This window comes from Aquimarina atlantica (genome assembly GCF_000626715.1).
GTDB classification, from domain to species: Bacteria; Bacteroidota; Bacteroidia; order Flavobacteriales; family Flavobacteriaceae; genus Aquimarina; species Aquimarina atlantica.
Genome location: NZ_AQRA01000009.1, coordinates 248,066 through 271,947, shown reverse-complemented (window position 1 = coordinate 271,947; position 23,882 = coordinate 248,066). Strand labels below are relative to the sequence as shown.

General features: G+C 34.4%; 14 protein-coding genes. 8 read left to right on the top strand and 6 right to left on the bottom strand.

Translation table 11 applies throughout. The features are described from left to right. Positions 1-56: 56 nt before the first annotated feature. From ATO12_RS20490 to ATO12_RS20480, 3 genes are all read left to right on the top strand, one after another. Positions 57-1,472 (top strand): MBL fold metallo-hydrolase, encoded by a 1,416-nt coding sequence (locus tag ATO12_RS20490; RefSeq protein ID WP_034245894.1) that lies wholly within the window; start codon positions 57-59, stop codon positions 1,470-1,472. Between the two features lie 136 nt (positions 1,473-1,608). Beyond that, a complete protein-coding gene (locus ATO12_RS20485) occupies positions 1,609-1,971 on the top strand; it encodes a rhodanese-like domain-containing protein (protein ID WP_316932937.1) in 363 nt (120 codons plus the stop codon). A gap of 99 nt (positions 1,972-2,070) precedes the next feature. Continuing rightward, a complete protein-coding gene (locus tag ATO12_RS20480; protein WP_034245892.1) occupies positions 2,071-3,333 on the top strand; it encodes an NAD(P)/FAD-dependent oxidoreductase in 1,263 nt (420 codons plus the stop codon). A gap of 67 nt (positions 3,334-3,400) precedes the next feature. Here the strand turns inward: ATO12_RS20480 and ATO12_RS20475 are convergent, their stop codons facing one another. Together ATO12_RS20475 and ATO12_RS20470 are read right to left on the bottom strand one after the other, a co-directional pair. Continuing rightward, positions 3,401-3,712 carry a monooxygenase gene (locus tag ATO12_RS20475; protein WP_051575986.1) on the bottom strand — a complete coding sequence of 104 codons (312 nt, stop codon included), beginning with the start codon at positions 3,710-3,712 and terminating at the stop codon, positions 3,401-3,403. Positions 3,713-3,737: 25 nt separating this feature from the next. Further along, positions 3,738-4,115 carry a hypothetical protein gene (locus ATO12_RS20470; RefSeq protein ID WP_034245889.1) on the bottom strand — a complete coding sequence of 126 codons (378 nt, stop codon included), beginning with the start codon at positions 4,113-4,115 and terminating at the stop codon, positions 3,738-3,740. Between the two features lie 110 nt (positions 4,116-4,225). Between ATO12_RS20470 and ATO12_RS20465 the strand changes: the two genes are divergently transcribed. The 4 genes from ATO12_RS20465 to ATO12_RS20450 all read left to right on the top strand — a co-directional run bounded on the left by ATO12_RS20465 (position 4,226) and on the right by ATO12_RS20450 (position 8,553). Beyond that, a complete protein-coding gene (locus tag ATO12_RS20465; protein ID WP_034245886.1) occupies positions 4,226-4,585 on the top strand; it encodes a winged helix-turn-helix transcriptional regulator in 360 nt (119 codons plus the stop codon). A 135-nt stretch (positions 4,586-4,720) separates the two neighbouring features. After that, on the top strand, positions 4,721-5,926 hold the full coding sequence (locus tag ATO12_RS20460; protein WP_034245883.1) for an imelysin family protein: 1,206 nt from the start codon (positions 4,721-4,723) through the stop codon (positions 5,924-5,926). Positions 5,927-6,025: 99 nt separating this feature from the next. Continuing rightward, positions 6,026-7,444, top strand: coding sequence for a di-heme oxidoreductase family protein (locus tag ATO12_RS20455; RefSeq protein WP_034245880.1), 1,419 nt, complete (start codon positions 6,026-6,028; stop codon positions 7,442-7,444). Between the two features lie 2 nt (positions 7,445-7,446). Next, positions 7,447-8,553 carry an imelysin family protein gene (locus tag ATO12_RS20450; RefSeq protein ID WP_034245877.1) on the top strand — a complete coding sequence of 369 codons (1,107 nt, stop codon included), beginning with the start codon at positions 7,447-7,449 and terminating at the stop codon, positions 8,551-8,553. Between the two features lie 96 nt (positions 8,554-8,649). Here the strand turns inward: ATO12_RS20450 and ATO12_RS20445 are convergent, their stop codons facing one another. Beyond that, positions 8,650-9,060, bottom strand: a complete 411-nt coding sequence (locus ATO12_RS20445; RefSeq protein ID WP_034245874.1) for a hypothetical protein — start codon at positions 9,058-9,060, stop codon at positions 8,650-8,652. A 353-nt stretch (positions 9,061-9,413) separates the two neighbouring features. Here ATO12_RS20445 and ATO12_RS20440 point away from each other — a divergent pair, with 353 nt between their 5' ends. Continuing rightward, positions 9,414-12,350, top strand: coding sequence for a DUF4132 domain-containing protein (locus ATO12_RS20440; RefSeq protein ID WP_165583426.1), 2,937 nt, complete (start codon positions 9,414-9,416; stop codon positions 12,348-12,350). A 288-nt stretch (positions 12,351-12,638) separates the two neighbouring features. On the opposite strand, the gene ATO12_RS20435 is transcribed toward ATO12_RS20440, so the two are convergent. From ATO12_RS20435 to ATO12_RS20425, 3 genes are read right to left on the bottom strand one after another with little or no spacing between them, the layout of a single operon-like run. Beyond that, positions 12,639-17,075 (bottom strand): T9SS type A sorting domain-containing protein, encoded by a 4,437-nt coding sequence (locus tag ATO12_RS20435; protein WP_034245868.1) that lies wholly within the window; start codon positions 17,073-17,075, stop codon positions 12,639-12,641. A gap of 9 nt (positions 17,076-17,084) precedes the next feature. Beyond that, complete coding sequence (locus ATO12_RS20430; RefSeq protein ID WP_131248873.1) at positions 17,085-19,184, bottom strand: fibronectin type III domain-containing protein; 2,100 nt, start codon at positions 19,182-19,184, stop codon at positions 17,085-17,087. Then, on the bottom strand, positions 19,174-23,874 hold the full coding sequence (locus tag ATO12_RS20425; protein WP_131248872.1) for a hypothetical protein: 4,701 nt from the start codon (positions 23,872-23,874) through the stop codon (positions 19,174-19,176). Before ATO12_RS20425 ends, ATO12_RS20430 begins: the two co-directional genes overlap by 11 nt. Positions 23,875-23,882 lie beyond the last annotated feature (8 nt).

Genomic DNA, 23,882 nt, shown 5'->3' with positions numbered 1-23,882 from the left:
AGAAGAATAACATCCATGTTATCTTTATTCTATTAAACCTTTTAAAGTATATATTTATGAAAATAGAACAGATTTATACAGGCTGCTTAGCTCACGCTGCTTATTATATAGAGAATAATGGAGAAGCTGCAGTTTTTGATCCTCTTAGAGAAGTACACCCCTATATCGATCGTGCAAAAGAAGATAACGCAACAATAAAATATGTATTCGAAACTCATTTTCATGCAGATTTTGTAAGTGGGCATCTTGACTTAAGCAAAAAAACAGGAGCAGAAATTGTTTTTGGCCCCAGTGCAAAACCTGGGTATCCTGCTACTATTGCAGAAGATGGGCAAGTTTTTGAAATTGGAGAATATAAAATAAAAGTAATTCATACTCCGGGGCATACTATGGAAAGTACCACATATTTGCTTATCGATGATCAAGGAAAAGAGCATGGGATTATTACCGGAGATACTTTATTTATTGGTGATGTAGGGCGGCCCGATCTGGCTCAACATGTTATATCTGAGTTAACAGAAGAAAAATTAGCGGGTCATTTGTATGATTCTCTTCGCAATAAGATCATGCCTCTAAGTGATGACTTGATAGTGTATCCTAATCATGGAGCCGGTTCCGCCTGTGGTAAAATGATGAGTACAGAAACTACGGATACTCTTGGACATCAGAAAAAAGTGAATTACGCTTTACGCGAAGACATGACAAAAGAAGAGTTTATTGATGCTTTACTTACTGGGTTAACCGCTCCTCCCGGATATTTTCCTCAAAATGTTTTAATGAATATCAAAGGGTATGATAGCCTTGATGAAGTAATGGATCGAGCGATACAACCTTTACTTCCCGATGCTTTCGAAGTAGTGGCCACCGAAACAGATGCATTAATGCTTGATACCCGAAATGCAGAAGATTTTACCAAAGGGTTCATTCCGAATAGTATTAATATCGGCCTGGAAGGAAGTTTTGCTCAATGGGTAGGAGAAATGATTCCCGATGTAAAACAAAAAATATTACTAATCATCTACCCAGGAAAAGAAAAAGAAGCAATCACTAGGTTATCAAGAGTTGGATATGATAATACCATAGGATATCTTGATATGGGTTTTGATGCATGGAAAGATGCTAAAAAAGAGTTCGAAACCTCAAAAAGAATTACCGCCAACGAATTTGAAAAATCCTATATCAAAGAAAAGCCTTTGGTGTTTGATATTCGTAAAAAAAGTGAGTATGATTCAGAACATATTATTGATGCAGTAAATATTCCTTTAAACGAAATTAATAAGCATTTAGCAAAGTTTCCTAAAGACAAATCCTTTGTATTATACTGTGCAGGAGGATACAGAAGCATGATAGCCTCTTCTATTTTAAAGCAAAGAGGTTGGAATCAGTTTGTTGATGTAATCGGAGGGTTTGCAGAAATTGCAAAAACTAATGTTCCGAAATCAGAATATATCTGCCCGACTACAATGCTATAATCTATAGAAATTAGAAACAAAACACCTGAATTTAAAATAAACAGATTTGGGTGTTTGTTTTAATGTATTGGTTGAATTTAAATTACTATCCAGAACAAAAGTTATTGTAAAATAACTACTTTAATATACTCCTGCTATGATGTCAATTTTTAAAACTCTTTTTAAAACACAAAATCAACAAACAGATGCCATCACCAAAATTGATGCTCTTGCTTTCAAAGAAGCTATCTCAGAAAAAAAAGATCTACAATTAGTTGATGTAAGAACATCGTATGAATATAATACCGAACATATTGATGGTGCTGTTAATATCGATTTTTTTAAACAAACAACATTTAAATCTTCGTTCAATGAATTTGATAAAGATGAGCCCTTGTATGTATACTGTAGAAGTGGAAATCGAAGTAAAAAAGCAGCCACAGCATTAGTCGAGATAGGGTTTAAAAATATCGTAGACTTAAAAGGTGGATATATCGCATGGAAAAAGTGTAAAACCTAATATCGCTAAACATTGATTTTTTTGTTTTGTGTAACCAAAGTTACCGTAATAATAAAGTATTGAAGGTACTTTTAATATTCTAACATAAAGAAGACATACATGAAATCACATTATCAAATTCTTATTATAGGTGGTGGTACTGCAGGGATTATGACGGCTGCTCGTCTACTCAAAAAAGATAGTCAATTAGATATTGCAATTATAGAACCCGCAGATACACATTACTATCAACCCGCCTGGACTTTGGTAGGTGCAGGAGCATATACCTATAAAAAAACTGCAAGGCCCATGGCATCTATAATGCCTAAAAAAGTAAATTGGATTAAGGATTTTGCCATGGCTTTTGATCCAGAAAACAATGCTGTATCTACAAAATCCAGTGGGAATATAACCTATGATTATTTGGTTGTTGCAACTGGACTAGTAATGGAACCATCAATGATAGAAGGGCTTCAGGAAGCATTAGACAAAGGTGTTGTTTGTAGTAATTATACGAATCCCAAACATACCTGGGAAGTCCTTAAAAATTTTAAAGGAGGTAATGCTATTTTTACACAGCCCACGACTCCTATTAAATGTGGAGGTGCACCTCAAAAAATTGCTTATTTGGCAGCAGATTATTTCAGAAAAAAGGGGCTTACACATACATCAAACGTAGTTTTTGCAACTCCCGGTTCTGTTATTTTTGGAGTAAAGCCCATTCGAGAAACCTTAATGAAGGTTATCGGCAGATATGGTATTCATTTTAAACCTTTCTATGCACCTCATAAAATAGATGCCGAAAATAAGTTTATCTATTTCAGACATGTAGCTCCCGAAGAAAACAAATGTGTTATTAATGAAGATACTACAATTGGAGAAGTTTCTATAGACGATACTATTATAAAGCTTCCGTTTGATATGTTGCACATTGCCCCTCCACAAGCAGCACCAAAATTTGTAAGAAACTCTTCTTTGGTTAATGATTCCGGATGGCTTGATGTAGATCATCATTCTCTTCAACATAATAAATACCCTAACATATTTGGATTAGGAGATGTGGCTGCACTTCCTACAGCAAAAACCGGTGCCGCCATACGAAAACAAGCACCAGTTGTAGCTGATAATATTTTAAAACTCATTAAACACCAAAAAGCTAATAATAAAGCATATAACGGCTACTCATCTTGCCCTTTGGTTACAGGATATGGAAAAATGACATTAGCAGAATTCGATTACGATGGTAATTTTACTCCGGATCCAAAATTAAAACGAATGTTAGTATTTAATAGTGCTAAAGAACACCGTAGGTTATATATATTTAAAAAAGTCATACTACCGTATTTATATTGGAATAAGATGTTAAAAGGAAAAGATGTATAATAGCATTTCTATAAAAATGCATTTCTTTTGGAAGAATGAAAAATAATTAGGTGTAATAAATTGTTTTTTATCCTAAAGGTGCATTATTAATTTTACTTAAGTCTTCTAACACATCAAAGATATGATCTGTTATTTCGGTGATACCAATTTTATTAAGTCTCTTAATATGCATTTCTCTATACTTCATTAAATACTCTTTATTTTTAAATAAATAAGTTGATCCAAAATGAGGTGTTCCTTCTTTATGAGTCCATATTTTCCAAATAACACCTTCTTCTTCAGCAATACTTTTTGCTAAACTTGTATTACCATCCATAAACTCTTGTGTTACCGGACCGTCATATTTTAAATGAAGGTCCCAAATCTTTAGTGTGCTCATTGTTCTTATATTTTAATTATTATTTCTATTGATTATGCTTCAACTTTACATAGCTTAGTATGGATAGTAAGGTAAAAAATGCTGGGTCTGACCAGCCAAAACCATAGAAAATGCCGGTATAAATTGCATAGAGTGTTATAAGTACTCCCAATATGTTTGTACATAATACACTCGTTAAGATTTTTCTGGCATACACACTCTTTTCTTCTACATCTCTAAATAAAAAACTAATAATTGCAATTCCTCCCAGGAAAATAGTAGTGTGCTGTGATAAAAAAACCGAATATTTATCGTTTAGTTCAAGTCCATAATTTGGCCATAATAGGTTAGGAATAAAAAACAACCCCAATCCGAAGACCGTATAAATCACTCCGTGAATTGTTAAAAATGTTTTAGTACTCATATGTATTTTTTTTTGTTATACACTACAAAATTAAAGTATATAGTTTACTTTTGATACTTATTTACAAAAAGATACTAATTTCCTTTAGGAAACTATTAAATTATTTGACAATGAAAATACAGCTGCAAGAACCATTATCAAAAGAATGTATACAACAACTAAGAGCTATTAAAGACACTATGGAATTACTGTCTGGTAAATGGAAAATACAGATAATAGGTACATTACTTCGAGGAGGAACCATGCGATTTATGGAGTTGAAAAGAACTTTAAATGGAATAGCTCCGAAAAAATTATCAAATGATTTACAAGAACTCGAATTAAATAAGTTAATCACCCGAACAGTAAAAGATACTAAACCGATTACTGTAGAATACTCTTTAACAAAACACGGAAAAACATTAGATAATTTGATAGTCGAAATTATAGATTGGGGACTTAATCACAGAAAAGAGATTATTCAAAAATAGAATATTTAGTTGCCCAATATATATTCAGTTTTGGTGTGTGTTATTTTATTTAAATTTAATCTAAATAAAATTTGTTTACTTAATTCTTAACATTTAGATTTGCCATCTATTTATAACTAGTCTAAATTAAGTGAAATGAAAGTTAATGTTAAAGTGATAGCCTTAATAACAGGTGCTATCCTAAGTATTGTAAGTTGTAGCAGTGATGATGATGCTCCAGCTAACGGTAACGAAACGGTAACAAAATCTGCGGTAATAAAAAACTACGCAAATATTGTATATCAATCTTATAAAGATTCTTACGACAGAGCTTTAGAAATGCAAACTGCTATCAATGCTTTTGTAGATAACCCCACAGAGAATGGATTTCAGGCTGCCAAAAATGCCTGGCTTGCAGCTAGAGAACCTTATGGCCAAACTGAAGCTTATCGAGAATCTAACGGACCAATAGATGAAGGAAAAACTGAAGGGCAACTTAACGCATGGCCACTTGATGAAAATTACATAGACTATGTTCGTGATAATTCTGGGGGTGTTACTTCAGAGGGGATTATCAACAATACTTCTATAACCATAGATGAGACTGCATTAATTGGTTTAAATGAAGGAGCTGGTGGTAATGGTGTACTTGATAAAAATATCAGTACAGGTTATCATGCCATAGAATTTTTACTTTGGGGTCAGGATTTTGCAGATCCGTCTAACGGGTTACCAGGACAAAGAGCTTATACCGATTATATAACAGGTAGTTCTGGTACGAATCAAAATCAAGACCGAAGAGGTACTTACCTTAAAGTAGTGACAAGTATTTTGGTTAAAGACCTTAAATCTCTTGTTGATACATGGGTAGAAGGTGGTGTATATAGAAATACATTCCTTGCATTACCAGAAGATGAAGCCTTAAAAAATATGATGGCCGGTATCTTTTTTATGACCGGAGAAGAATTATCTACAGAAAGAATGGCCGTGGCCGTAGAACAAAATCAAGAAGATGAACACTCTTGTTTTTCTGATAATACACATAGAGATATATATACCAATGCCAAAGGTGTAAACAATGTGCTTTTTGGAGAATATGGTAACATTAGTGGTCCATCACTATACGATCTGGTTAAACAAGCTGATGCGGATCAAGCAGAAAAACTTAAAGTTGCTGCAGCGTTATCAATATCCAGAATAAATACAATTCTTAGCAATATTAGTGACACCAAAAAGTTTGATCAGCTTATAGAAGAAGAAACTCTAACTTCTGGTGGTATTGTTATTCAAGCTGTTCTTGCATTAAGAGATCAAGCTAAAGAAATAAGTGCTTCGGCATCTAAATTAAACATTACATTATAAGAGCCACTCAATATTAATGCTATTGTTTTGAAAAGTGGAAAAGTCCCTCATGTGTATGCATGGGGCTTTTCTTGTTAAAAAAACCACACTACTACTTTTATGAAAAAAAAGTTTTTATATGTTACCCTTTTCAGTTTTTATCTGCTATCATTTTTTGGATGTAGTGATGATGAATACACAGACCCGACTCCAACCAATCAAGCCGTTTATGAGGACGGAGAAGAATTCTTGGCCGGTAGACTCACTATTAACTCGCAAACCAGTAATGCTTTCGGAAGAGCAATCCCCGGCCTTTCTGATGAAGAGCAAATATTTTTCGGTATAGGAAATTCTTTATTTAATCAAGCATGGGTATCTTCTCCCGCATCTACTACAGCTAGAGATGGCCTGGGTCCCACATTTAATAGCAGAGCATGTACCAGTTGTCACAGTAAAGATGGTCGAGGGCTCCCAATTACAGAAAACATTTTAGGTTCTAATGGTTTTTTAATGCGAATAAGCATGCCAGGAATAGGTGAAAACGGAGGGCCCAATCCCGTTACCAATTATGGAACTCAAATACAGGATAAAGCCAATAGTGGTATTTTGCATGAAGCAAAAATAAGGGCAACCTATGAAATTATAGAAGGGTCATATTCAGATGGAGAAACGTATACGCTTCAAAAACCTATATATGAAATCTATGATGAGCAGTTTGGATCACTACAAGATGTATTAACCTCTCCAAGAGTAGGTACTCAAACTATTGGAATGGGATTAATTGATGCTTTACCAGAAGCCTCTATTTTGGCACATGCCGATGAACATGATGCAGACAATGACGGAATCTCTGGTAAACCTAATTATGTATGGGATGTAAAAGAAAATCAATTAAGACTTGGTAAATATGGCTGGAAAGCAAATCAACCCTCTTTAGAACAACAAGTTTTTAGCGCATTTCATGGAGATATGGGACTTACAACTTCTTTTTTACCAGAAAATAATTGCCCAACTTCCCAAGTAGATTGTATGAATGCAGCTAATGGTGGAGAGCCAGAAGTAACAGATTTACAATTAGAAAGAGTTGTATTTTATCAAAGAACTTTAGGGGTTCCTATACGTCGAAACTTTAAAGATGAAAATGTATTGAAAGGTAAAGTACTTTTTAATGATTTACAATGTATATCATGCCATCAAACCAAATACATAGCAGGTAATTCGCCTTCTACCCCACTAATCGAAGGTGTTGTATTCAATCCATATTCAGATTTTTTGTTACATGATATGGGAGAAGCTTTGGCAGATAACCGATCCGATTTTAAAGCAAACGGAAGAGAATGGAGAACACAACCTCTTTGGGGCATAGGTCTAATCAAAACCATAAATAATCATACTTTTTTTCTTCATGATGGTCGTGCAAGAAATATTGAAGAAGCCATTTTATGGCACGGTGGAGAAGCCGAAAATAGCCTGAACGAATTTAAAAAATTACCTAAATCGCAAAGGCAAGAACTTATTGCATTTATAAACTCACTATAACAATGAAAATACCTATAAAAATAGTTAACACTGCCATTATCCTTCTTTCAGTTCTTGTTATTTACTCTTGTAGTAGTGATGACAAAAACACTAATGGGGATTCTGATAATAAGTTTAATACTTCACAAATGCTATCGGATATTACTTCGGGAAGTATTCTACCCTCTATAGCATCATTTAAAGATAAAGCAATAGAACTAGAAGAAAGTGTATCTAATTTTGCTTCAGATCAATCCGAAGAAAAACTATTAATTGCGCAAAATAAATGGAAAGAAGCTGCAAAATCTTATGCAAATATATATGTCTTTAATATCGGAAGGCCCAAAGAACTATTCATGCACGAACTGTTATTTAACTGGCCTACATTTACTGAAGCAATAGATAATTCGATCGCACAAAATACCGAAATAATTGCAGAGTCGATTAGTACCAGAGCCAAAGGACTTACAGGGATTGAATATTTGCTATTTGCCGATACTGGTACATCTAATGCCGATATAGTATCTCTTTTCTCTTCTACCCCAAGAAGAACCGAATACTTAACAAGTATCACAACAAATCTTAAAGAAAAAGCAATTTTACTTTCAGAAATATGGAATGAAAATGGAGAAAATTATTCGAACACTTTTATAACCAATACAGAAACTGGATTAAATGGTTCATTAAATATGATATTTAATGGTATGTTTAATGTTGCTGAAACCATTAAAAAAGCAAAATTAGGAAAACCAGCAGGCCTTGAAAACACATCAAGTACCAACCCTCAGATCCTACAGGCTTTTAGAAGTGAAATTTCTCTTGATTTGATAGAAAATAATATTAAAACCATCGAAAATGTATATTTTACCTCTTCTGGATTGGGAATTTCTGATAATGTAGAATTTATTACCAAAAATTCGACTATTAATGACCGTATTAAAGCTCAGTTTACTCTAATTCATACAGCTATAAACAAAATTACAATGCCTTTACATCTAGCTATAGACCAACAAAAACAAGCTGTAGAAGAAGTTTATAATGAAATCAAAACCCTGGTTGTATTGTTAAATAACGATGTAGGAAGTACATTATCTATTATCATTACACCTACAGATAATGATGGAGATTAATGTATATCTAATGTATAAATAGGCAGGCCCTATTCTACGTATAGAATAAGGCCTGCCAAACTCAACCCACTAACTAAACTAATAAATTACTAAAGCTTACTGCATTAGTTTCTTAGACAATTCTTGTAACTGCTCAGATTTTTTCTGCATGTAATCATTTAGTTTTTTAACATCTTCGCCAGAAAGATTCCCCATTACCTCCTGAGCTTGTTGTCCTAATTTTTGTCCTTTTTCTCCAAGAGAAGCAAAAGCCGTCATATCCTTACTTTCTACAACTTTCTTATACTCTTCGATATAAGCTTCATAAGAATTCACATACTCCTGGACTTTATCATCGCTAAAATTAGGCACTCCGTTAGCAGATTTCGAAGAAGTGTTCTCTTCTGTTTTTTCTTCAACTTTTTCTACTTCGTCTTTAGAAACTGATGTATCTGATTTGGTTTCGTTTTTACATGATACTGCTAGTATCGCTATTACTAATGAAAGATTTAAGATTACTTTTTTCATGATTTATTTATGTGTTAATTATTTATGGTTTTTATTCGTATTAACATCACAAATTTGATGCATTTAGAAGGGCTGCCAAACACCCTTTTCAGTGAAAAAAGAACACCCTGAAAACAGGGTATCCAAATAGTAGTCTTATTCTAAATTCTGAGATAGGAAAAAACAGAATTTTTAACTTCTTTTTTATTAGCTGTATTTTAAAAAATACAGTATTCACTTCTAATTAGACTTAGACTCAAAACACTAAAGTCAAACAACCGATTTAATTATTACACAGGATACGAAAGTCCTAAAACCGAATTTGATATAGATCAAATGATACATTATAATTTAGAATGATCTTTGTAAAAAAAATGAATGAAGATATAATTGAACTGGTTGCTCAAAGAAAAAAACAATGGGTTGATGTACTTCATGATTTTCGCAAAAAGATGTACAACAACTGTGATAGAGCAAATTTTGAAAACATCTTAAAGTATATTTTTGGAGGATCTGATGAGTTACCACAAATAACAAGATCAAAAACATCTATTTTTGATCGTTTACCCATTTTACTTAATCCAATACAAGAATGGAGTTTTATCGATAAACGCCTCCTTGCGTTTATATGTAATGGTACTTTTTTTTATGTAAAAGATACTCATACTGAAGGGTATTACAAGGTTTTTTTTAAAGAATGGTTTCTCCCTCAACTAAAAACAGAAAAAAAAGAAGAAGACTTCTTTGGTTTAACATTAAAAGTTTTGGATCCTTTTAATATAGATATGTGGATTTCTCTTTCTGCGTATTTAAATGCAACAGGACAAGCATCCTTCTTAAGAGAAGATAAAACTGTTAATTCTGTAGGAAAAGTAATCCTTAAACTCATCAAAGAAGATGAAACAAGAACTATACAATTATTAAAAAACGAAAACTACATAGAACCATTATTGTCATTACTGGGTACTACAGAGCAAAATTTACTTGATACACTTTTAGAAAAGCTTCCTCTATACTATACAGGAAAAGAAGCTCAAAAACATATTCGCTTTAGTTGGTTAGAAGAATTGTGTAAAATCAATCTAAAAAAATTCGAATCCTTCGTAGTAGAAAAAATGAAAGGTTCTGATTGTATCTGTTCTGTGATGCAATGTTATAGAATTTTATTTAGCAATGCCAGAAAAAAATATAGGAAACCAACTGTAGCACATATAAAAAAAGTGTTACCTTATATTGCAGAACACCAAAATTCAAGTCAAAATAATTGTACCGTTAATTGGCCTTCTACAACAGGGGCATTTAGGGATGAAATTCCTAAATTTATTGGTTGGGTATGCAAACATTTTCGAAAAGAAACAAAAACCGAATTATTCTCATTTGTAAAAAACACAAAACAGCTAAATCTTGAGGTTGTTCAGTATATTGTTGATTGTTACAAACAAGATGCAATAGAAATTGCAATAGAAGCCTTAAAAACAAACATAAAGGGTAACCATACTATTGCACATTACAGGCAAGCCTTTGCATTACTCGAAGGGTTAGATTTCTCAAAATATTACGATCTGATATGGGATATTGCATGTTCTGAATATCAGGATCTGGCAGATTTAGCTGCTTCTTTATTATCTAGATATCCAACAAATGATATTTTTTATAAAGCAAAAGAACTAACCTTATCAGAAAAAAAAGAGGAAAGAAAAGCTGGAGTTTTTGTCTTAAGTAAAATAAGATGTGAAGAAGCAATCGCTTCGTTACAACCTACAGTCGAAAAAGAGATCTTAGAAGATATACGTAATATTGCTGTGCGTTCATTTTATAGTCACAAGAATCAGAGTAAAATATCTATCGAAGATATCAAAAAACGTATTCACCTGGCATTGCAAAGAGGAAAACTAGATAACCCTATCCCAAAATGGGCTGGGACTTTACCCGAATTACAATGGCAGGATGGCACTATACTATCAATAACAGAAGTATATTATCTGTTTTACAGACAAATCAGTTCTAAAAAAATTGATGTAGATATAGAAGTAGAACCTATGTATGCACTACTCGATCAAAAAAAAGGGGCTGATTTTGCTTATGCTTTGTTTCAAAATATGGTAGAAAACACTGGCTTGAAAATGGTTACAAAACCTGGTTTTGCTATGTTAGGAAAATTGGGAGATTATCGATTGATCGTGCCTCTGCAAAATATTGCTATACATGATAAAAATGTAAACGCCTGTATTATTCTAGGAGTTTTAGGAACGCGTAGAGCTGCATTAGCATTAGATCAAATCATTCAGCACTTTTATAAGAAGCATCATAATATTCGTTATGCAGCAGAAGAAGCACTTGAATCTATAGCAGAGCAATTGGGACTCACTTATTTCGAATTGAAAGATAGTATGATTCCTGATTTTAATTTTATAAATCAGAAAAAAGTATTAAGTAACGGATATATAATATGTATAGGCCCACAGCTTAAGTTTAGTTTTAAAAATAAACAAGGAAAGCAGGTAAAATCAATTATCGAAACATCTGAAGATATCAAGAAAACGCTAAACAATTTAAATGCTATACGTAAACATACCATACACCATTTTAAGCATAGCTTAGAGAATTATCTGGTTATACAGAGGTTTTGGAAAGCAAAAAATTGGAAAAAATTATTTCTCAATCACCCCATTGCTTTTGCTTGCGGACAAACCCTGATTTGGCAGCAAAATGATGAAGACACCTTCATCATAACTGCAAATGGTAAATTAAAAAACTATAAACAAGAATCTGTAGATATTAATCATGATGATCAAATACGACTGGTACACCCTATTTTTCTGAAGTCTAACATAAAAATGAAATGGAAGAAATATTTAGAGAATCAAAAAATAATTCCAGTTATTCAACAATTAGACAGAAATATAATCCAACTTCCCAGAAAGTTATATAAGGTAACATTATCTACAAATTTTAAAGGCAGGACCTTAACTGCAGGAAAGTTTAAAACCAGAGCACAAAAAAGAGGCTGGAGAAGAGGTAGTATCGGAAATGGCGGAAGTATATTATCATATAAAAAAGCGTTTAAGGAAGGTAGAATAGAAGTTTTTGTAGAAACTAATAACTTGCAAATTCAAGGGATGTATGATGAAGAGATGGTTTTAGGAAAATGCTTTTTTACTCCCCTGGGATTTGTTCAAACTGATTGTTTTTGGTTTTCAGAACCTCGAAATGAAGCAGATCATCGTCTTATCGCATTACAGAATGTCCCCAAAATTATTTATGCTGAAGCAATGAATGATCTAGAAGAAATTATGAATGACGAAAATTAATGCAAAAAGAAGAGTTAAAAACTTAGAAAATACTAAGATGAGTACTTCTAGTCTTCTTCAAAAAGAATAATTTCTCTTACTGTTTTTAATATTTCTGGGATCCTCTTCGGTTAACGTCATTAATATTTCTTCTATACTCATAGCCAGCTATAGCTGTTCTATCTGCTTCTACCATATGAACTCATTTAATAAATATATACCCCCGGTAATTTATACCATAAAAAAACAAAGCCGCTTATTTCTATGAAACAAACAGCTCTGTTCAAACCTAATTATGTTTTTTCATTACTACTCTATCACCAATTTTCTCACCTGGCTCGCAGATGAAGTTTCTAATAGCACAAAATATATTCCTGATGGTAATATCGACATATCATAGTCGAATGTATAGGTATCATTACCTTCTCCTGATTTCGAATCGATGAGGGTATTATTAATCATATTAAAAACCTTAACATTAATAGGTTGTGATTTTTGTAGCTCTACTTCTACCTTAAACCTTCCATCTGTAGTAGGGTTTGGATATACCATGTACTCAATAAAGCTTTGGATATCCGGATTTTCTTCTCCTTCTCCTTCGTTTTCAATTTCTTTTTCTACAACAACAATTGTTTTTGTAGTCATAGCAGTACACAACCCAAGGTATGTTTGTAATGTAATTTCATATTCTCCCGGAGTTTCAAAAATCGCTTCTGCATAATTATCATCTTCATAAGTTACAACAGCTTCTTCTGGGAATTTCCACTCTACATAGTTAGGTATTGGATCGCTGTTATCTACAATTACAAACTTCTCTCCTGCAAAAACCTGAGTTGATGCAATAAAACTAGCTGAAATATTTTTTGGTAAATAATCTACAAATATACTATCTGATACAGTACACCCTTTAGCATTAGTTACTACTACTGTATAAATACTAGAATCTCTTATCTCGATGACAGGCTCTGTACTCTTATAGCCATCTACAGAAGTCCAAAGATATGTTGCATCGGGATCTGTTATCGTTGCATTTAGCACAAGACTCTGATCCACACATAATGTAGTGTCTTCTCCCAAATCCACTGTCATCTCTACAGGACTTTTTATATTGACTTCCATTGTAACCTGGCATTCATTGGCATCCGTTACTATAACCGTATACGTTCCTGCTGCCAGATTATGAAGATCTTCTGATGTCGATACAAAATCCGGATCTTCTGCTTTTGTCCAACTATATACATATGGTAAATATATTCCTTCTTCGTCCTTAGGCCCTCCTTTAACGGTAATATCAATAGTTCCTGTAGTCTCTCCGTAACAAATAATCGGGGTAGGCTCCTTTGCCAGTTCTACTTTTAACTCATCAGGTTGGGTAAAAGTTACTACCTTTTCGGCACTGGCCCCTTCAGAATCATTCACGATTACTTTATAAGTTCCCGCTTTTAAATTTTGAAGACGATCCAGAGAAAAATCCGTATTTATAGCCACATCTCCACTACTATTTACCTCATACCATCGATATTCGAAGTCTGAAGGAGTTGATATGATAGGGTATCCGCCTTCTACTACGGCTATTACTTCTTCTATAACATCACCATAACATAATATCTGAGTTTCTTCGTCAATTGTCACCTTGATCGGAAGAGGTTCACCTACTTCAAAAGTTTTTGCCACAGTACAGGAATTTTTATCTTGTATAGCAACTGTGTATTTACCTGCTGACAAATTTTTTATATCTCGTGTTGTACTGGTAAATTTTGCATCCCCTTCTTTACTCCAACTATATGTATATACTCCTACTCCCCCAACAATCTTCTCTAATATAATACTACCATTGGTCCCATTTACAGTTGTTGCATGAGTAATCGTTTCTTTTGTAATGATAATCTCATCTGGTGATCCAAGCTTTATTGATTTGGGAGTTAGTATTTCACAGCCATTATAATCTTTTAGCCATACCTTATAATCACCAGCTCCTAATCCCGTAATAGTAAAACCAGTAAGATCATCTTCTGAAATATATGTAACTTTATCGTCTATAGAAAAATAATAAGGGCGAGTACCTCCTTGAGGATATAACGTAATTTTACCGTTTTTTTCACCAAAACAAGAAGCATCAACTTTGGATACTTTAGACAAAAGCAATATATCAGGTTCCTGAAAATCTATAAAAGCCTCGGCAAAAGTAACTCCGTCTTCGACACGAACACTATACTTTCCTTTTTCAATATTAGAATAACTATCAGACTCCTCTCCAACAACTTTTTTACCATTTTTATACCATTGATATGTATACTTCAAACTCCCACCTGTTACTTTTGCAGAAAGGATACCTTCTCCATTATAGCAAGGAATCGGCGTACTCTCTTTTATACTAACCAGAAGCTCATCAGGCTCGTTTACAGTAATCTTTTTAGTAATTGGACATTTATTAGTAGCATCATTAATTGTGGCTATATACTCTCCTGCGGATAAATCTATTATTTTATCACCTATGGCAGAAAAGGGTTCTCCATCTACTCGCTCCCAATTTATTCTATAAGGAGGTTCCCCTCCTGTTATTTCTCTAATATGTATAGTTCCTTTTTTGCCTCCATAAATAATGTTATGAGTTACTGTAATGTTTTTATCGTCAATACTATCAATATTAGAATATTTTGTTATTTGTATCCTTTCTTTTTTTGCATATCCCTTTCTAAAATCTTTTACTTCTACCGTATACAATACTCCATACTCTCCCATAATAGTAGCCTCGTTAGAATAAGGAAATATTTCTCCTTCTTCATACCATATAATATCATAATTATCAAGGGCATCAGGATCTGTTGATTTTGGATACCCACCAGTTATCTTAACTGTTATTTCTCCAAGGTTATCATTAGAACAGTTTCGTTCTTCAGTAAATGTAAGTTCTATAGGTTTAGGGTCAATCAATGTACTTAATTTTATTTCTTTGGTACATTGATTTGCATCTGTATAGATTATTTTATGAGTCCCTGCCGGTAACTCTTCAATACTAAACCCATTCGTATATGCTTTAAAAGGCCCGATAGTTTTTCCTTTTTCGGTAACGAGAGTAGCATCATAATACTTTGTAACACCCTCTGTTTTGGGGTTACCACCCCATACCCTGTTTACCCGAATACTTGCATCTTCGGCTTCAGGTTTTCCCGGATGGATAATATCACCTTCTTCATGCTGGATTTGTGTAGCCTTATTTATTGTGATATCAGTCTTAGAAACTGCACAATTACCATTTTTACTTACCCACACCGTATAGGTAGCAGGAGGTAAATCCTCAATAGTAACGCCAGACTCTGTAAAACCTGTCCAGTTTGTTCCATCTAAAGAATATTGATTAGCACTGCCTGAAGTTACATTTATGACTATTTTACCTTTATCAACATAACATTTTGGATGAGTTGGTGTGGCGTCAAATTTAATTTCTGGTGGGCTGGTTATTGTAAACTCCTCAGAATTGTCATCATGACAATAGGTTACATCTTCTGGACCTATCTTCCCTCCGGTAAAGGTAACCCTGTATTCTCCTTTTTCTATATTTCCCCAAACAAATGTGGTTCCTGGCATATTGGTTTTATTAACCCCAGCAACACTGTGTGGGTCGTATTCACCTAAAGGATTTTTCTTTTCTAAAGAAAGGTTGATTCTCTCATTACTATTTAATGGTCTATTGAATGTAATCGTAAACTCTCCATCATTGGTAGTAGCACAACTAGGATTTTTTGGAGTTACCATAGTCATCTTTGGTAAATCTGGCATATAGACAATAGTAAGTATATTAGAAAGGCTTCTAGGGTTAAGACAGCCAGGATCAGCCCTAACTCTTATTCTATTATCTATTGCCTGATTTTGATCAGAAATTTTAGGGTACAAATTGCTTAACCCAAGTAAAATACTTGCTTTTCCTTGAATATTTGAATCTGGGATAGGTCTCCAACCAAAGGGTACTGTTATCCAGTTTGGTTTGGTGGGGTCATTTATGTATTCATTATACGCGGCATCGGCTTCATCATATTTTTCTTTTTCTCTAAAACATCTTCTTTCCCAATCTTTTGGATTCAGTTGTTTACATCTGTTCAAGTTTCCTAATGCTGCATTTCTCTTTTTAATCAACTCTGCTAATTCTGGAGGCCTCACCTCTTTGGTGCCAACTTCATCAAAAAAACTCCACTTATAATTTGTATTTGCACCAAAACCAGTAGTTGCTTCTATACCAACTTTACTACTTTTACAGATTTTGTATTCTTCTACAATATCATTACCTTCTTTATATGATAATTCTATCTTTGGATATATAGCTATAAATGCGTTTCCAGGTATTAAAGCATGATAAATAACGTCATTTGTATTAGTATTAAAATACATTTTACCACCGCAATAAGTATCTATATCTATTTTTTTCTGCACTCGTGTTCCTCCGCATGTCCCACCACTTTTTCTTTCAATTCTAGAATCAAACTCTATGGCTATAACTTTGTTAGACACATCGAACTCTTTTTCATATGCATAATCAGTATTCATAAATCCTATACCGTCTTTATCATGAATCGTTTCTGAAGTTCCGTTATTATAATGTAATTTTATTTTTAACAGCCCTCTATTATTTCCACAACTCTGACTACCACCAGGTTTTCCAACTTTTCCTTCGACTACAACAGTATATTTTTGGGCCTTTACATGCCCTATACAACTTAAGAGTATTAAAATAAGTATTATCTTTCTCATATCTTTTCTTTAATATTCTACTTCAATTTTTTTAATTGGGGATTTAGCCCTCGAATCGAATACTGCCTGTAATAGATAGGTGTATCTTGTATTTACGGTGAGTTGGTGATCTGTAAATTTGGTTTCTGTATTCGAAAATATCTTATATCTTGTGGGTTGTTTCCCTTCTTCTGCCTTGTATAATAAAAATTCTTTAACTCCTTTTGCAGTATATCTCCAGTTTATCCCTATTTGTCTTTCTTCACGGTTTACAACTGCAGTAAATCTATCTATTTCTGGTTTGGATTTGTTATCCGGTAAACTAATCGTTAAAGGCGTTACCGGTTCTGATTCTAATCCAGATTCATCCACAGTTACCAGAGTATATAGATAGGTTAATGCAGGTATTGCTGTAGCATCTTGATACCGATTCTGGGGGATATCAGTTTCTGATACCAACTGCCAGGAGGATTCTTTGCCTTTTTCTTTACGGTACACCAGGGTTTTTGATGCATCAACACTGCTACTGGTTATCCAATGTAATTCTATTATTCCCTTATCTGCACGAAACGATTTAAAAACCGGTTTTGTAGGTGGTATGATATCGGGTTTCTTAAGTTCTAATATTTCAGAAAACCCTGAGGGGTTATACCGCGTATCAAACGCCTGAACTTTATAATAGATTTTATTGTTCAGGGTTTTTATATTTATTGTATCTACAATAGTATTTTGGGATATGGTACGAAAAGTGATCTGTGTAAACTCTTCGTTCTCAAGATTTGCTCTAAACACACGATATCCCAAAAAATCAGGTTCGGTATTGGCATTCCACTGTAATTGTACTATTCCTGTAGAGTCAATAACTCCTGTAAGTCCAAAAGGAGTTATTGGTGGCGTATCATCCACGGGTTGTACCATCTGCGGAAAAGAAGCTCTTTTTGTACCATCTACACCAACGGCTGTTATTGTAAAGTAATTAATTACACTTAAATTTTTGAACTCAATACTTCTTGTGGTCTTAGCAATATCAGAAACCACTACCCGGTAGTTATCTTTGATGGCATCTGATCTGTTTAATTCGAAATGACTCAGGGTTTCTAATCCTTCTTCGGGGAACTCCCAGGTGATTATTGCTGTGCTATTATCTGATTGTAACTTTGCTTCTTTTATTGCTGGGTTATACGCCAAAGCTTTCTTTCCTGATCCGGAAACAACTTTTGAGGATGGACTTGTTTCTCCAAAAGGCGATATCCCTTTTATCCTGTACTGATATTCTTTATTATTTTGTGGTAAACTATCGATATAAAACATACGATCTGTAGTCTTTTCCTCTTTTTCTCCCATATTAATTATGGGTACATCGCTCAAAGACGTAAACGTGTCACCATTATCATCTGATCGTTCTATGATATAATTATTATAATAATCTGCCAGTGAAGTAGAATTCCAGCTTAGTAGTACACTTTTATCTTTAAATATCCCAACAAGGTCTCTTGGTGTGGGTAACTCGATATAGTCTACCAATCCACGATATACTCCGCCATGTGCTACAGTCATTTTTTCTTCAGGAATTGCAGTTCTTATGATGTATAGGTATTTCTCATTAGGTTTTACATCTGTATCCACATAGGCCAATCCAGAATACTTTGCGACTTCAAAATTTTGATCTGCTGCATACAGAGCAAAAGAGAAACGTTGCTCCAGGGCTTGAGACAGGTTCACAATACTCATCATATCTGTACCTCCTTCACTTAGTTCTACATCAAAGTCGTCGCCATAGATAGCCTGTGCAGCAATAGCTGCATAATCATTCTGACTGGCAAACTCTTCCCATGCTGCTATTGGTTTTGGTAATATAGGAGTTGGTGTTATTTTTTTTATTTCTTGTTCTCTAAGAATCTCTCCTGCTCTTACAATAGTTTTGCGTTCTATAGTAAACCCGTATTTGTTAGCATGTTTCCAAGCTGTAGGGGTGGTAACTGCCCATCGTAACATAATGGTTTCTTTGGTCACCCTGCTCATCACCTGTACCGATGGGGGATCTTCTCCAATAGGCTTTTGACTCCATATTGAGAACGATAATAGCAATACTACGACGCTACGCATATTTTTGATCTTATTAGTTTCCATACTCATATGATAGTACATGATTACTTCTGCTTATCTGCCCCGGTAATATATATTTCAACTCTGCCTGATAAGTTTTGTCGATTTCCATTACTGGAAATTTGCCCGTAACTAAGTTTAAATATTGTTTATCTGTTTCCCATGGGAGATCCGAATTGATCAATTGGTAGCTTAAATCTACATAGTCTCTATAATAGTACAGACTTAAATCATATCGATAGGGGTTAAACCCGATAATCTCATCCTCAAGATCATTTTCTAAATATGCTAAGTATGATGATTTAGCTTCGACACCTTCTATTGGAGGAACGCCTACCTTGCTTATATCTCTTTTTACTGTAAGACCACCTAACGGGTAATTCTCATAGAGTAAAGGCTTCACCTTTTTTCTATAATATGAATCATTAAGCCTTGCTACAGCTTTAACCAAAGGAACCCCTCCAGAATATTGGTTTCCGGTTAATTCTACCAGATCAAAAGGTTCTTGACGATTTATTTTTGATGTAAGCACTATTCCATAGGGCTTTACATCTAAGGTATATAGGTGATCACTTATATTCATTGCTTTCATCTTTTTCCTAAAAGTGGTATACTCACTTGTTTTAAAATCATAGGTCAGCAATTCTCGTTCTTCTCCCTGGGTGATCACTCCTTCGGCTTTTCGGGTTCTTATTTCGACATCATTTCCAGATTCATCATCCCCTAATTCTGTTTTAGTATAGGATTCGGCTATATTACTCGGCTTTTCCTCTTTTGGAGGAATCAATTTAATCGCCACATGATACGCTGTCTTAGTACTTATTCCTTCCGGAATAGCATAGGTGAGTTGTTTTTTGCCTTCATTATATGTGAAGTTTACAACCAATTCTTCTCCAGAATCCGTACTCATCATCATTGTTTTATTCCAGTTAGGTACTGGATCAAACAGATACTTCTGTCCTCGCTTTAGATTAACGTATCCAACATTATATTCTTCGGTAAAGAAATTCTTTTGCCCTATCACCGGATACATATATTTGATATTTTGTAATGAAATCGTTTTAGGGGCTTCTCCTGTAGTAAAATTCACTTCTTTGGTCTCTGTAGATACATTACCATTTTCTTTGATGATCTGCCATTGCCCATTTTTATATTCTTCAAAATGTAACTGTACAAATGCTTTAATTTGAGTATTTTGCGGCAATATTTCATGAGAATAGAACATTGCCACATCATTACTGTTGTTCCATTCTATTTCTCCTTGTAGGGGTTTTCCATTATCACTCACCTCAAATTTATCCATAAGGATACGATATTTCTGATCCCCTTCATCATCGGGAATTTCGAACACTTTATTGATCGGCATATTAAATACGACTTGTGGTGCTGCAAAAACATCTACATCTACCGAGCTCTCTTTTGGGGTCATATCGCCTATAACAACCATACCATCTAATACACTATCCCCTTCTATCTCACATTTTTCTCCAAATTCTACTTTAAATCTAAAGCTTCCTTTGACCATGCCTCCTAATATATTGTAACGGCCTGCCAGGTATCCTTTAAACCATGCCGGATTTGGGAATCGGGACTGCATTAATATAGCTCCTCCTCCCTGGAAAATGGATACTTTCTTTTTAAATCCAAATACTTTGATTTTCAACCCTACTTTTCCTTGCAGATAGGCATAAGATTGCCCGTTGATATACCAACCGTTCATCCCTATTTGTCCCGAAGAGCCTTTACAACGTGCTTCTCCATAATCTTTCATCATAACATCAAACCCTATCCCAGAATCAAATTGTGCGTAGAATATTAAAAACTTATGTTTTGAACTATGGCTTATACTGGATCCAAATGCCATGCCTCTACCACCACTAAGTGACCTAAGATCACGATTATCAATTTCTCTCGCATCTACTCCCAAGAGTCTTGTAACTATATCAGGTGGCGATGGTGGCCCCGGGATATTATCTCCCGACATGAAGTAGCTTTTTGTGTTCATTTTTACAAATCCCAAATCTAATGCTATACCAATAGGATCATCGGGAGTTCCTATCAAAATATGCCACTCGTTTGGATCTACGTAAAAATCCATCCATCCTGCTCGTCCATTATCTCCAACACCTTCTAGGATTCCGAAAAGGTTCACATATACCTCTGATGTAGAATGAAAAATTTTATTATTAAAATCGAATTTGGTGTATACATCTGCAGTAATTGCCCCATCAGGTACAAATGGCACCTTTACCTCCAAACCATTTGCTATATCACTTAATTGCTTATTGATTGTTTCATAAAAGTCACCAGGTATTGATGCGATAAGCCTACCTTTGCCTTTCATATAGATTTCGCCTAAACTTCCTGATTTACGGAATGTCATACCAAACTCTACCGTTGCATTAAACAGGTCTGGCGACCCTGCTGTGATAATCCCTACCGATGCTTTCATCCCTAAACCATTTTCTTTGTACGGTTCATAGATAACTCCCGATTTTGATGCTCCTATCTGAGTGTATTGTGCATCTTTCTGCTTTGTAGTCCCAGCCATATGCATGCGGTTATAGAAACCTCCTCCAAACGCATTAATCTCAAACCCGGGAAAAATAGGAATCCCTTGCGGTAAGGTCACACTGGCATCTGTATACCAATATCTAAAACTATCGGTTCTACCAAATAATGCTTTGGCTTCGACCTCTAGCTCCATTCCTGTAGTGAACTTGGCCCCTACTGCCCCGGCAAAACCGGTACCATAAGTTGGGTCGTCTTCAAAAATAAAGATGGCTCCTTTTAGCTCTATCCCCGCCACAGACATTTCCACATTGACACTATTTAAATCTATGCCATCATATTTCCAACGATCTCTACCTTCACTTTGATCTAAGAGCGCATTAATTTTTAATTCGGCTCCTCCACCATTAGCCCCATCTCTTTCTGAGGTAAGATTGATATTAAAATTAAAAACAAGTGCTGCTTTATTATCAGAAGAGGCTTCTAATCTTATTTCATTCACCGTTAAAGGGAAATTAGCAATTTTCATTTTTCCTCTATACCCAAAAGAACCAACCGAAAATTTTGGAGATTCGGTTTGTATGACCATTTCCTTAAATACAATTCCCTTAAAATCGACAGTCTTATCTTTTTTAGTATCTGTTGATGTACTTTCTTCTTTTTTTAACCCAGATGCAATATTTATAGACCCGTTTAAGCTTGCTTTGGGCCTAAACTTGTCATCCTTAACCTTTAGTTCTATATAAGATTCTGGTGTTAAGGTTACTTCTGCATTCCATACATCAAAATTGATATCTTCGGTATTAGATACACTAAGAGTATATTCATCGGGTTGGATTATTGCGATATAATTTACCTTATCGACTTCGGATACAGGTAATATGATCTGTCCCTCAAATTCTCCTCCTTTTAACTTATTTACTTCAATATCCAGTAAAAAGTGATCTAACGAAAATGCCCATCCCGAAGCTGATCCTTCATCAAGTGTAAGAATATTATCTCCTGTAAATTTACCGGTTACTCCCTGGCCATCGATAATCAGGTTTCGAGCACCAAAAGCAACTCTTTCATCATTATTTTGTTTCTCGAATGCTTTGGGTAAAACAACTTCTAAATCTTGTACGTATACTCCTCTCCACAAATTGGGGTTCTCACGATAATATGTATTTAAATATCCTGATGGCATCGACTCGTCATTATTCAAATCACTAAAATCCAGTACTGCATTTTTTAGTTTAAAAGTAGTACCTTCTGCTGCTCCTGTGACTCCAAATTCGGGTAATGATATGTTAACTATCATATCATTCCAGTCTTCTGCTACTATTTTAAAATCACTATTAACATAGCCCGTTTTCTTTTTACCGTTTTCATCTACCGGAAACAATAATCCATCGGTGAATTTGATATTGGCATCTATCCCCAGTTTTTTAAAACCAAAACAGTCGATTACTGCATAGGTGCCTGGGTTTTCAAAACTTCCTTTTAGTGTAAGTAAGATGGCACCACTATTAAGATTCATCGTATATTGTGAAATTAGATGTAGTCTGGCATCTCCATCTATCCCGCCATCATGGGATAGTTTGATATTAGATGCTCCTAAAATCAATACATCTTTTTTATTTTTTGTCGTCGTAGTTGTTCCTTCTGCTGTGGTTGTTGAAGTAGTTGTGGTTTCTGGTAATTCTACCCTAAGAAAAACTGTAAGCTCTGTATGTGCTGGTTTAAAAACAGCTTTGGCGATCCCAACGGTATAGGTTACATTACTAATAGTAACCGGTTCTATCGCAACAGGTAACTCTTTTAACTCATCATTAGTAAGTTCTTCGATGTACCTTTTTGTATTATCAATCTTTTCAAATACATCATTCGCTATATCAAGCCAATTCTTGTCTTGTTCGGCATTAAGCCCATTAAATTGGTAGCCTTCTGCAATCCCAAAATCAGATATTTTTTCTTTTACTACGGGAGTATCAAATTTCTCGAGAGATTTAAATTCTCTAAAGGTTTTAACTGGTTGTGCCGGTGCTATTTTGGTATGGGTAACCGTGGTATTGTTATGTAAACTATCCTTAACCGGTTCTGCTTTTTCGCTTTTAGTATCTTCTGTTTTTTTCTCTGTAGCATATAACATCTCATTTGCCAACAAACTTGTTGTAGATAAACAAAGGCATAATACTAATGCGAATCGTAGTACTTTATTCATAGGCTCTG

What these genes read in the sequence shown, in the direction of transcription:
- ATO12_RS20430 (WP_131248873.1), bottom strand. Translation starts at nt 19,184, where the DNA reads ATGGAAACTAATAAGATCAAAAATATGCGTAGCGTCGTAGTATTGCTA.
- ATO12_RS20440 (WP_165583426.1), top strand. Translation starts at nt 9,414, where the DNA reads ATGAATGAAGATATAATTGAACTGGTTGCTCAAAGAAAAAAACAATGG.
- ATO12_RS20475 (WP_051575986.1), bottom strand. Translation starts at nt 3,712, where the DNA reads ATGAGCACACTAAAGATTTGGGACCTTCATTTAAAATATGACGGTCCG.
- ATO12_RS20460 (WP_034245883.1), top strand. Translation starts at nt 4,721, where the DNA reads ATGAAAGTTAATGTTAAAGTGATAGCCTTAATAACAGGTGCTATCCTA.
- ATO12_RS20470 (WP_034245889.1), bottom strand. Translation starts at nt 4,115, where the DNA reads ATGAGTACTAAAACATTTTTAACAATTCACGGAGTGATTTATACGGTC.
- ATO12_RS20480 (WP_034245892.1), top strand. Translation starts at nt 2,071, where the DNA reads ATGAAATCACATTATCAAATTCTTATTATAGGTGGTGGTACTGCAGGG.
- ATO12_RS20485 (WP_316932937.1), top strand. Translation starts at nt 1,609, where the DNA reads ATGATGTCAATTTTTAAAACTCTTTTTAAAACACAAAATCAACAAACA.
- ATO12_RS20435 (WP_034245868.1), bottom strand. Translation starts at nt 17,075, where the DNA reads ATGAGAAAGATAATACTTATTTTAATACTCTTAAGTTGTATAGGGCAT.
- ATO12_RS20490 (WP_034245894.1), top strand. Translation starts at nt 57, where the DNA reads ATGAAAATAGAACAGATTTATACAGGCTGCTTAGCTCACGCTGCTTAT.
- ATO12_RS20445 (WP_034245874.1), bottom strand. Translation starts at nt 9,060, where the DNA reads ATGAAAAAAGTAATCTTAAATCTTTCATTAGTAATAGCGATACTAGCA.
- ATO12_RS20425 (WP_131248872.1), bottom strand. Translation starts at nt 23,874, where the DNA reads ATGAATAAAGTACTACGATTCGCATTAGTATTATGCCTTTGTTTATCT.
- ATO12_RS20450 (WP_034245877.1), top strand. Translation starts at nt 7,447, where the DNA reads ATGAAAATACCTATAAAAATAGTTAACACTGCCATTATCCTTCTTTCA.
- ATO12_RS20465 (WP_034245886.1), top strand. Translation starts at nt 4,226, where the DNA reads ATGAAAATACAGCTGCAAGAACCATTATCAAAAGAATGTATACAACAA.
- ATO12_RS20455 (WP_034245880.1), top strand. Translation starts at nt 6,026, where the DNA reads ATGAAAAAAAAGTTTTTATATGTTACCCTTTTCAGTTTTTATCTGCTA.